General features: G+C 32.9%; 11 protein-coding genes. 8 read left to right on the plus strand and 3 right to left on the minus strand.

Features of this window, described 5'->3' with window-relative positions:
- Window positions 1-8: 8 nt before the first annotated feature.
- From HB672_RS12400 to HB672_RS12410, 3 genes are all read left to right on the plus strand, one after another.
- Entirely contained in the window at window positions 9-437 is a 429-nt protein-coding gene (locus HB672_RS12400; RefSeq protein ID WP_167769844.1) for a lipocalin family protein, read from the plus strand.
- Window positions 427-729: a DUF721 domain-containing protein gene (locus HB672_RS12405; protein WP_167769845.1), complete on the plus strand. Its 303-nt coding sequence runs from the start codon at window positions 427-429 to the stop codon at window positions 727-729. The genes HB672_RS12400 and HB672_RS12405 overlap by 11 nt, the downstream gene beginning before the upstream one ends.
- A 295-nt stretch (window positions 730-1,024) precedes the next feature.
- Window positions 1,025-1,354: a hypothetical protein gene (locus HB672_RS12410; RefSeq protein ID WP_167769846.1), complete on the plus strand. Its 330-nt coding sequence runs from the start codon at window positions 1,025-1,027 to the stop codon at window positions 1,352-1,354.
- Window positions 1,355-1,546: 192 nt separating this feature from the next.
- On the opposite strand, the gene HB672_RS12415 is transcribed toward HB672_RS12410, so the two are convergent.
- Both HB672_RS12415 and HB672_RS12420 read right to left on the minus strand, forming a co-directional pair.
- Window positions 1,547-1,966, minus strand: a complete 420-nt coding sequence (locus tag HB672_RS12415; RefSeq protein ID WP_167769847.1) for a nucleoside-diphosphate kinase — start codon at window positions 1,964-1,966, stop codon at window positions 1,547-1,549.
- A 53-nt stretch (window positions 1,967-2,019) separates the two neighbouring features.
- The gene (locus HB672_RS12420; protein WP_167769848.1) at window positions 2,020-3,054 is read right to left on the minus strand and encodes an alkaline phosphatase D family protein; all 1,035 of its coding nucleotides are present in this window, start codon (window positions 3,052-3,054) and stop codon (window positions 2,020-2,022) included.
- Window positions 3,055-3,139: 85 nt separating this feature from the next.
- On the opposite strand from HB672_RS12420, the gene HB672_RS12425 reads away from it, so the two are divergent.
- The 3 genes from HB672_RS12425 to HB672_RS12435 are packed head-to-tail and all read left to right on the plus strand — an operon-like array spanning window position 3,140 to window position 5,873.
- Window positions 3,140-4,156: a bifunctional oligoribonuclease/PAP phosphatase NrnA gene (locus HB672_RS12425; RefSeq protein ID WP_167769849.1), complete on the plus strand. Its 1,017-nt coding sequence runs from the start codon at window positions 3,140-3,142 to the stop codon at window positions 4,154-4,156.
- On the plus strand, window positions 4,153-4,698 hold the full coding sequence (gene gldI / locus HB672_RS12430; protein WP_167769850.1) for a gliding motility-associated peptidyl-prolyl isomerase GldI: 546 nt from the start codon (window positions 4,153-4,155) through the stop codon (window positions 4,696-4,698). Before HB672_RS12425 ends, gldI begins: the two co-directional genes overlap by 4 nt.
- Window positions 4,699-4,700: 2 nt before the next feature.
- Window positions 4,701-5,873: a peptidylprolyl isomerase gene (locus HB672_RS12435; protein ID WP_244306618.1), complete on the plus strand. Its 1,173-nt coding sequence runs from the start codon at window positions 4,701-4,703 to the stop codon at window positions 5,871-5,873.
- Between the two features lie 51 nt (window positions 5,874-5,924).
- On the opposite strand, the gene HB672_RS12440 is transcribed toward HB672_RS12435, so the two are convergent.
- A complete protein-coding gene (locus HB672_RS12440) occupies window positions 5,925-7,385 on the minus strand; it encodes an aminoacyl-histidine dipeptidase (protein WP_167769851.1) in 1,461 nt (486 codons plus the stop codon).
- Between the two features lie 74 nt (window positions 7,386-7,459).
- Here HB672_RS12440 and HB672_RS12445 point away from each other — a divergent pair, with 74 nt between their 5' ends.
- Window positions 7,460-8,527 (plus strand): DUF3810 domain-containing protein, encoded by a 1,068-nt coding sequence (locus HB672_RS12445; RefSeq protein WP_167769852.1) that lies wholly within the window; start codon window positions 7,460-7,462, stop codon window positions 8,525-8,527.
- 80 nt (window positions 8,528-8,607) lie between these two features.
- Entirely contained in the window at window positions 8,608-11,568 is a 2,961-nt protein-coding gene (locus tag HB672_RS12450) for an amidohydrolase family protein (RefSeq protein WP_167769853.1), read from the plus strand.
- Window positions 11,569-11,577 lie beyond the last annotated feature (9 nt).

An 11,577-nucleotide genomic window follows, 5' to 3' on the forward strand; every position in this document is an offset into this window, starting at 1 on the left:
CAAAAAAAATGAATTTTAGAAAATCTTTATTTATTGTATTAGTTGCCTTAACTTTTGGCAGCTGTACTTCTAGTCCTGAAGATAAAATTGCCTTTATCGAAGGCTACTGGGAAATTAAAGAAGTGAAAAAAGACAATAAACTTATTAAGGAGTATAATGTAAATCTTTCAGTTGATTATTTTGAAGTAAATGATGACTTAACTGGTTTTAGAAAGAAAGTCACACCAACACTTAATGGCACTTTTACAGTTACACAAGATCAAGCTCTATTTACATTGAAAGCTGAAAACGATTCTTTGAACATCTATTACAATCATAACGATGTAATTACCAAAGAAACTGTTATTAAAGCTACAAAAGAAGAACTTGTTATAGTTAATACTCAAGGCTTTCGTTATATTTACAAACCTTACAAAAGCATTAATATTGAAGAGTAAAAAGCGACATAATGAAAATTTATCTTTAGGAGATGTTCTAAAAGAATTTGTTTCTACAAATAAGCTTCAAGAAGGTTTAGACAAGGTTGAAATTAAAGATGCTTGGAAAAATCTTATGGGAAATGGTGTAAATAGTTATACCACTTCAGTACAATTAAAAAGGGATACATTATATGTTCAGCTTAGTTCATCTGTACTACGAGAAGAACTAAGTTATGGAAAAGAAAAAATTATTGCTATGCTCAATGAAGCATTAGGAAAACCGCTTATTAAAACTTTAGTTCTAAAGTGATTTATTGTCCATATACGTAATTATACGTATTGCACATTAAATAAAAAACTCCTAATTTTACTTTAATCCCTCTATAAAACTTGTGCAAGTTTATCTTGTACAAATTTATAGCTATAAAGTTTAACAATGAAACCGTTTTCCCTAACAACAATCATTGTTTCTAACCTTATGCATTATTGTTTAGGCAGAAATAGATTGTATCTTTTTTTTCATAATAACAACTATGATTATTCTGTATTAAAATTGAATCAGCTTATTTCTAGGATTACAGTTTCTTTTTTTAAATCAATCCCTCATGAGCAAAAATCTTAAAATTTTCTGTCTTAAAAGCTTTCTTAATGTAGTAGCTCTTTGTTTATTCTTAGCTGGAAACATTTATTCTAACACCATTCTAATTATTATTGGTGGTAGTGCTATGATTTTGGTTTCATTTATTTTATATCGTCAATTTTTAAACCCCCTCATTGCAATTGTTCTAGGAGTATTTTTGGCACTTATTATGTCTCCATGGTATCTTGGTGTATTTTGGGCAGTAAGCATCTACCTAATGTTTCAAATTATAACACTATTACACAACTTGTTTACCAAACCAAATTTTTTAAAAACTAGATTTAACAGCAACTAATCAAACAAATATGAATAATACGTATTGCAATTACTTATAATAAATACTATTCTATACTATGCATAACAGGCACCATTAAAGTCTTCCCTAAATTCAACTAGCTATTTTTTTTTTTAGAATTATATGTAATATAAATGTATAAAAAAAGCTGCAACTCACGTTGCAGCTTTTTTTATTGCATATTATTTATAACTAAAACATTTCTCTTCCAGAAAAATGAAAAGCACCTTCTATAGCTGCGTTTTCATCACTGTCACTACCATGAACAGCATTTTCACCAATAGATGCTGCATACAATTTACGTATAGTACCTTCAGCAGCGTCAGCTGGATTTGTTGCTCCAATTAAAGTTCTAAAGTCTTCAACTGCATTGTCTTTTTCTAATATTGCAGCGACTATTGGTCCACGAGTCATATATTCAACTAACTCTCCAAAAAATGGACGTTCGTTATGTACTGCATAAAATGCCTCTGCATCTGCTTTAGTCATTTGTGTTAACTTCATTGCTACAATTCTAAACCCTGAAGCTGTTATTTTTTCTAATATTGCACCAATATTCCCTTTTTCAACCGAATCAGGTTTAAGCATTGTAAATGTTCTATTTGTTGCCATTTTTAAATTTTAAATTCGTGCAAAAATACAGTTTTTATGTAAACTTGCAAGTGTTAGTATGCTTGTATTAATTCTTGTTGCAAAACATTGTTTTCACCTCGCATTTGCATAATAATCTTTTTTGTTTCAAAATTAATCTTTAGTAAGCCAAAACTTAAGTCAGATACAACCTCGCCTTCACGATATTGGTTTGGTTCACCATCAAAGCTACTATATGAGTGCGTCATACCACTTGAAGTAAAATCTATTAATGGGTAATCAACACCATCTATTGTTGTTTTAGAAAATTCAGAAATATGTCTGTCTCCAGATAATATAATAACACCTTTAGCCTTAGAAGCACTAATCATATTTTTAAGTTTGTCGACCTCGTGAGGCATGGTTCCCCAAGTTTCAAAACCATGTTCGGCTGACAAAAACTGAATACTGCTCACAATTAGATTAAAGTCAGTTGTTGAAGAATTTAATTCACCCTCTAGCCATTGCCATTGTGCATTTCCTAACATTGTTCCTTCTCCATAAACATTTGGCTGATATCTCATTTCAGGGTTTTCAGATGGTGTTAAAGCACTTCTAAAATAACGCGTGTCTAAAATTATAACGTTCACGCTTCCCTTATTTGTTTCAATAATTTCTGAGTGATATACACCCTCACGCTCTCTCCTACTATCTGTTTTTGAAACTCCCATAAAGTCTAAGAATAGTTGCTGACTTTCAGCTTTTGCAACATATTCCGCCCCTCCATCATTTAATCCATAGTCATGATCGTCCCAGGTTCCTAAAACCTTCATGTTTTTAACTATCTCACCATAACCTTCTTGTTCAAGTTGTTGTTTGTAGTGTTGTGACATTAATTCCATATCGTCAGTATCAGAATAAATAATGTCACCACCCCAAATCCAAGCTATTGGATTATTTTCTAAAACAGGTTTCCATAGTTTGTTTTCAAACGATTGCCTATTACAAGATCCAAAAGCGATAACTAGGTCATTTTCTGTAGTTTCGCTTAAATTAATTGATTGCTCCTTCTTGCTCTTACAAGAAACAACGATTAAAACAAGCAATGTATATTTAAAAATAGTCTTCATAGGTAATTCTAAAAAAGGTTAATTTTTTACAAAAGTAGCATAATACTTTTAAAGGATTTGCTATTAAATTGTATCTTCGCATCTTATGACAAAAAGAGAGATTTCAGAAATAAAAGACTTATTAAAATCGCCTAAAAAAATAGTGATTGTACCTCATAAAAATCCGGACGGTGACGCTATGGGTTCCACGCTTGGACTATACCATTACCTAAAGCTTTTTAATCATGACGCAACGATAATTGCGCCAAACGATTATCCTGATTTCTTAAAATGGCTTCCTGGAGACGAGTTTGTTTTAAAGTATGACACAGATAAGACCAAAGCAGATGAGTTAATTCTAAACGCTGAACTTGTTTTTACCTTAGATTTTAATGCTTTACATAGAACTGGCGACATGGAAACTGTACTATTTGAAGCAAAAGGGGTGAAAATATTGATTGATCACCATCAACAACCAGATAACTATGCAAAGTATATTTACTCGGATGTTACAATGTGCTCAACAGCACAAATGATTTATCATTTTATAGAGATGCTCGGTGATGTTAAAACAATAAACTCAGATATTAGTACCTGTCTATATACTGGAATAATGACAGATACTGGTTCTTTTAGATTTAGATCTACAACTAGCACCACACATCGCGTAATTGCAAACCTTATAGATAATGGTGCAGATAATGCACAAATACACAATAATGTATATGACACGAACAGTTATAACAAATTACAATTATTAGGATGTGCTTTAAGTAATCTTAAATTGATTTCCGATTCAAATACTGCATATATAACCTTATCTCAAAAAGAACTCAATACATTTGATTATAAGAAAGGAGACACAGAAGGCGTTGTTAACTACGCCTTATCTTTAAGTGGTGTTAAATTTGCTGTTATTTTTATTGAAAACAAAAGCGAAGGTATTATAAAAATATCCTTACGTTCTAAAGGGAATTTTGATGTAAACACATTTGCAAGGGAACATTTTAATGGTGGAGGACACATAAATGCATCTGGTGGAAGAAGCGAATTGAGTCTCAAAAAAACCGTTGAAAAATTTATTAGTATCTTACCAACCTATAAAAATGACCTCAAATCATGAAAAGACTACTAATTTTAACCCTAGCATCCACTCTACTCTTTGGATGTAAGTCGCCTGAAGCAAGGCGTCCAAAAACGGTAAAAACTGGCTCATTTATTGACGCTTCTGTGGAAAGAAATAAGAAACTAAATGAAACCGAAAGAAATGCAATATTAGAACTCATCCAAAAAGATGAAACTGCAGAATATATTGCCTCTGAGAATGGGTTTTGGTACAGCTACAATACAAAAATTGAAGAAGATAACATTACACCAGAATTTGGTGATATTGTTAATTTCAAGTATAACGTATCTGATATAAACGGAAATACCATCTATACCGAAGAAGAATTAAAGACCAGAGATTATGCCATGGATAAAGAAGAATTATTTTCTGGATTAAGAGAAGGATTAAAACTCATGAAAGCTGGTGAAACTGTAACTTTTCTATTTCCTTCCCAAAAAGCTTATGGCTACTACGGAGACACAAACAAAATAGGAACAAATGTTCCATTAATATGTAACGTAACAATAAACTCAATAACTCAAACAGAAACTAATTAACAATGAAGAATTTTAAACATTCTATGAAAATTATTGCATTTGCTTTATTAGCAACATTCCTATCCTGTGACGAAAAATATCCAGATTTAGGAGATGGTCTATTTGCAGAAATCGTAACCAATAAGGGTACAATGGTGGCAAAACTACATTATGAAAAAACACCTGTAACAGTTGCAAATTTTGTAGCATTAGCCGAAGGAAATCACCCAATGGTTGATAGTACTTATAAAGGAAAAAAGTTTTACAATGGTTTAATTTTCCATCGTGTAATGAATGATTTTATGATTCAAGGTGGAGACCCATTAGCAACTGGAAGTGGGAACCCAGGGTACCGTTTTGGCGATGAATTTGACGATACATTAAAACACGATAAACCTGGTATTTTATCTATGGCAAATGGCGGCCCAAACACCAATGGAAGTCAGTTTTTTATTACTGAAAAACCAACACCATGGTTAGATAACATCCATACAGTATTTGGTGAGTTAGTTTTGGGACTTGATATTCAAGACTCAATTTCCAATGTAAAGGTGGCTGAAAGAAACAAACCTGTTGAAGATGTTATAATTGAAGAAGTAAACATTATAAGACAAGGCTTTGAAGCTCGCAAATTTGATGCAGTTAAAACTTGGGAAACCGAATTGCCTTTACTAGCTGATCGTGCTAAAGCAAAGGCTGATGAAGCTCAAAAGGAGGCTAATGAAGCTTTAAAGAAGGCTGAAGAAACTAATCTAGCTGCTGCAAAAGACATTTTACCAACACTTAATGAATATAAAAATAAAGCTAAAAAACTACCTTCGGGATTAATAATTCATACTGTAAAAAAAGGTAATGGAGACAAACCAAAACAAGGTGATAGAGTTAAGGTTTGGTATGAAGGCTACTTTACTGATGGTAGACTATTAGACACTAACGTTAAAGAAATTGCTGAAAAATATGGAAGATATGATGCCATTAGAGACCAACAACAAGGTTATACGCCAATGCCATCACAAGTGAGCCCTAATGCTAGAAATATAGCTGGATTCAATGAAGGCTTGGCAAATATGAATGTTGGTGATAGAATATATTTATATATTCCTTCTCATCTAGGGTTTGGAGAAAATGGTCGCCCACCAGTAGATCCGAATACAGATTTAGTATTCTTTATTGAAATGGTAGAGATTGTAAAATAGAGATTACACTATTATAGTAAATAAAAAAGGCAGCTAAATTAGCTGCCTTTTTTATTTCTTCGGAATGTTTTTAAGTATTTCTAAAACAAACTTCCAGTATTTTTTAACTGAAGATATTTGCGCTCTTTCATCTGGTGAGTGAGCTCCTTTTATATTAGGTCCAAAACTTATCATTTCCATATCTGGATAATTGGCCCCTAAAATACCACATTCTAGGCCTGCATGACAAGCAGCTACATGTGGTTCTTCATTATTCAACTTAACATATAATTCTCTCATCACTTTTAAAATAGAAGATTCCATATTTGGTGTCCATCCTGGATAACTGCCTGAGAATTCAACCTCACATCCTATTAATTCGAAAGTAGCACGAAGTTTATTGGCTAAATCCATTTTAGAAGTTTCAACCGAAGAACGTGTTAAGCAACCAATTTTAATACTTCCATCTTTTACTATAACTCTTGCAATGTTATTAGATGTTTCAACTAATTCTGGTATATCTGCACTCATTCGATAAACGCCATTATGTGCTGCATAAAGCGCTTTGATTAATCCTTCTTGTACACCTAACTCCATAACTTTATTTGGAAGTTCAGTTTCTGAAATAACAACTTTCAAGTTTGGCTCCATCGTTTTTAATTCATTAGAAATAACTTGAGATAATTGCCTCATTTCAAACTTAAAAGCTTCATCATGAATAGTGTCAATTGCTACCTTTGCAAAGCTTTCTCTAGGAATAGCGTTTCTTAAACTTCCGCCATCAATTTCATTAATACATAATCCAAAATTTTCGAAACCTTCAAAAAGAAGTCTGTTTAATATTTTGTTGGAGTTACCTAATCCTTCGTGAATTTGCATCCCAGAATGACCTCCTTGTAATCCTTTTACAATAATTTTATATCCTTTTTTTCCATCTGGAGTGTCTTCTTCTTTATAGGTTCTTTTAGCAGTAACATCTATTCCTCCTGCACAACCAACACCTATTTCATCATCTTCTTCAGTATCTAAATTTAAAAGAATATCGCCTTTTAAAACATTGCCTTTTAAGCCCATGGCTCCTGTCATTCCTGTTTCTTCATCAATGGTAAATAAAGCTTCAATAGCTGGATGCTCAATAGTATTACTTTCTAAAATCGCCATGATAGTGGCGACACCTAAACCATTATCTGCTCCTAAAGTTGTTCCTCTCGCTTTTACCCAATCACCATCAATATACATTTCTATGCCTTGCGAATCAAAATCAAACGTTGTATCAGCATTTTTTTGATGTACCATATCTAAATGTGACTGCATGACAATCATTTTTCTGTCTTTCATTCCTGCTGTGGGTGGCTTTCTAATAATCACGTTACCAACCTCATCTTTGATAGTTTCAAGACCCAAACGTTTTCCAAATTCCATCATAAAAGCAATAACTCTCTCTTCTTTCTTTGATGGTCTTGGAACTGCATTTAAGTCGGCAAACTTATTCCATAGTACTTTAGGTTCAAGGTTTCTTATTTCTGAATTCATTTATCTATAATTAAGTTTTACAAAGGTATATAAGTAAATAAAAGAATTATTAAACTATTGTGTATTTTTGGATAATGCTGAACAAGAAAAAACTAATAATCGCTTTAAGTATTATTCCACAATACTTTATTGTAAAGCTAATGGCTAATTACCCTGAATTTATAGAAACGTATTACAGCAACGGATTATATCAATTTACTTCTAAAATATTAAGGTTCGCTTTTGGTTGGATTCCTTTTTCGGTTGGAGATATACTATATACAATCGCAGGAATATACATTTTAAGATGGCTTGTAATAAACAGGAAACGCTTAAGGTTAGATACAAAAAATTGGCTAATTGAAGTGTTTTCTGCTGTTTCAATTGGTTATTTTGCATTTCATATATTTTGGGGAATGAACTATTATCGCCTTCCAGTATATAAAACTCTTAACATAGATTATAAATACACCACTGAAGAGTTAATACAAGTAACCGAAGGTTTTATTGAAAAATCTAATAGCATTCACGAATCAATTACTAGTAATGATTCTATTAAAGTAACTGTTCCGTACAGTAAAAAGGAACTTTTTGACGGAACAATAAATGGCTATAAAGTTTTAGCTGAAAAACATCACATGTTTGATTATCAAGCAAAAAGCATCAAGCAATCCATTTATAGTTTACCGCTCACATATATGGGATTTAGTGGTTATTTAAACCCGTTTACAAACGAGGCTCAAATAGATGGTTTAATTCCTTTGTATCAATATCCATCTACTGCATGTCATGAACAAGCGCATCAATTGGGTTATGCAGCTGAAAATGAAACCAATTTTATTGGCTATTTAGCAGCCATAAATAATCCAGACGCATATTTTAAATATTCGGGTTATGTGTCAGCATTAAGACAATGCTTAAACGAAGTTTATAAACGCGATAAAGATGCTTATGAAAAATTAAGAAAAAAAGTAAATAAAGGTATATTACTAAACTACCAAGAATCTTATGACTTCTGGACTTCTTACGAAAATCCTCTAGAACCTGTATTTAAAATAGTATATAGCAATTTTTTAAAAGCCAACAATCAAGACAAAGGTATAGAGAGTTATAGCTATGCTGTGGCATTATTGGTCAATTATTTTAAAGATAAACCCTTATAAAAACGTTAAAAAAATCTTAACGTGATATTACTACTTCCATAATCATTATATTTAGTGTTCTAATTTATTACCAACCAAATATGATTAAAAAGTATCTTATCTTAATGATGCTCATGTGTTCATTTTCTATTGTAGCACAAGAGCATGTTCCGAAAAATGATGGCGTAAAATCAGTAAACACAAATTATACAGCATTTACCAATGCTAAAATTTATGTAACGCCAACTCAAGTAATTAACAAAGGCACATTACTTATCCATGATGGGAAAGTAGTGGCGACTGGAACCACAGTAAACATTCCTGCAAATGCTGTAGTAATTGATGTTTCAGGAAAAAGCATTTATCCTTCATTTATTGATTTATACTCCTCATTTGGAGTCGAAAAACCAAAACGTCAAGGTGGTGGTAGTCGGTATGATGCCAATAGAGAAGGATTTTATTGGAATGATCACATTCGACCAGAACAAAATGCAGTAGACCATTTTAAGTACGATTCAAAAACTGCATCAGCTTTACGAAATGCAGGTTTTGGTGTTGTAAACACACATTTACAAGATGGTATTATGAGAGGAACTGGTGCCTTAGTTGCACTTAAAAATGAAGGAGGTGATGGTGAACGTATTCTAGATGACAAGTCAGCAGATTATTTAGCATTAAACAAAAGTGTTAAATCTTCTCAAGCTTATCCAAGCTCCATTATGGGGACTTTTGCACTAATTAGACAAGTACATCATGATGCAGATTGGTATGCTAAAGGAGGTATAACAGTTAAAGACCGTTCGCTTGAAGCTTTTAATAGCAACAAAAGCTTAGTCAAAATAATAGCAGCTGGAAGTAAAATAAATGCCTTACGTATTGATAAAATTGGTGATGAGTTTGGCACACAATATGTGATTTTAGGTGGAGGCGATGAATATGAAAACATTAAAGCAATTAAAGCTACTAATGCTACGTTCATTCTACCATTAAATTTTCCTAATGCGTATGACGTTGAAGATACCTTTGCAGCTAGCGTACTAGAATTATCCGCAATGCGCGAATGGAACCAAAGACCTTCCAATCCTAAAGCATTAGCAGATAATGGTATACCATTCACCTTTACAACTAATGGGTTAAAATCACCTAATATGCTTAATGTTAGTGTAATGAAAGCTATTGAATATGGCTTAGATAAAACGAAAGCATTAGAAGCATTAACAACAGTTCCTGCTCAGGTTTTAGGGCAACCAAACAAAATAGGTTCTCTAAAAAATGGAGCTTTTGCCAATTTCTTAATTACATCAGGTGAGCTTTTTAGTAAAGGCACAAAAATTTATGAAAACTGGGTTAAAGGTGACAGAAACATTATTAGCGACATGACCGTAAAAGATATTGATGGTGATTACAGCTTTACAATGGCAGGAAAAACATACGATGTTTCTATTTCTGGATCATCAAGCAAACCAAAGGCCAATGTTAAAAGTGATGAAAAACAACTAGGTGCAAAAATCACTTATAAAGATAATTGGGTAAACCTAACCTTTACTAGTTTAGATACAACTCAACAAGAATTTATGAGGTTTACTTCAAGAGTGAATCAAGGAGATAATCTCAGTGGAAAACTTATAGATCCTAATGGAAATAGTGTTTATGTAGTTGCACAAAAAGCTCCAAGCGATGATGCTACAAAAAATAAAATGAGCAAGAAAAGCGGAAGCTCAAAAGATGTAAAAATCGTGCCTGTTACATATCCTAACGGAGCCTATGGTGTTTCAGAATTGCCAAGACAAGAAACAATACTATTTAAAAACGCAACAGTTTGGACAAATGAATCTGATGGTATTCTAAAAAACACAGATGTCTTGATTAAAGACGGCAAAATCGCTAAAGTTGGAAGCAATTTGAGTGACCGTAATGCAACTGTAGTAGATGCTACAGGAAAGCATTTAACTGCTGGTGTAATTGATGAACATACGCATATTGCAGCCACTAGTATTAACGAAGGTGGACAAAACTCATCAGCTGAAGTATCTATAGAAGATGTTATCGACCCAGAAGATATTAGCATCTATAGAAATCTAGCAGGAGGTGTAACATCTGCCCAAATTTTACATGGTTCAGCAAATCCAATTGGCGGACGTTCAGCCATCATAAAATTAAAATGGGGTGAATCTGCTGATGGACTTCTAAATAAAAACGCACCTAAGTTTATAAAATTTGCACTTGGTGAAAATGTAAAGCAATCACGTTCACAAAGCGGAACACGTTTCCCAAGAACAAGAATGGGAGTTGAACAACTATTTGTTGACAATTTTACTAGAGCTAAAGAATACGAAGCCAAAAAGAAAAGCGGACAACCTTATAGAAAGGATATTGAAATGGAAACTTTGGTTGAAATAATGAATGGAGACCGCTTCATTAGCTGTCATTCGTATGTTCAAACTGAGATTAATATGATGATGAAAGTAGCCGAAAGATTTGGTTTTAGAGTAAATACATTTACTCACATTCTAGAAGGTTATAAAGTAGCAGATATCATGAAAGAACATGGTGTAGGTGCTTCAACCTTTAGTGATTGGTGGGCTTATAAATACGAAGTTAATGATGCCATTCCTTACAATGCATCCATCATGCACAACGTTGGTATTACAACCGCAATTAATAGTGATGATGGCGAAATGTCGAGACGTTTAAATCAAGAGGCAGGCAAAACAGTTAAGTATGGAGGCGTTAGCGAAGAAGAAGCTTGGAAAATGGTAACACTAAATCCAGCTAAATTATTACACATTGATGATCGTGTTGGGAGTATAAAAGTTGGCAAAGATGCCGATGTAGTGTTGTGGAGTGACCATCCTTTATCTGTTTATGCTAAAGCTGAAAAAACTTTAATTGAAGGTGCTACCTATTTTGATATTGAAAAAGACAAGCAAATGCGATTAAAAATTAAGCAAGAGCGTAGCGATTTAATGTCAATGATGCTGCAAGAAAAAAACAAAGGCATGAAGACACAACCAATTAAAGTAAAAGAAAAGCAACTGCTTCATTGTGATTCAATGGACTAAACAAAAATA

The organism is Gaetbulibacter sp. S0825 (assembly GCF_011777505.1).
Taxonomy (GTDB): domain Bacteria; phylum Bacteroidota; class Bacteroidia; order Flavobacteriales; family Flavobacteriaceae; genus Pontimicrobium.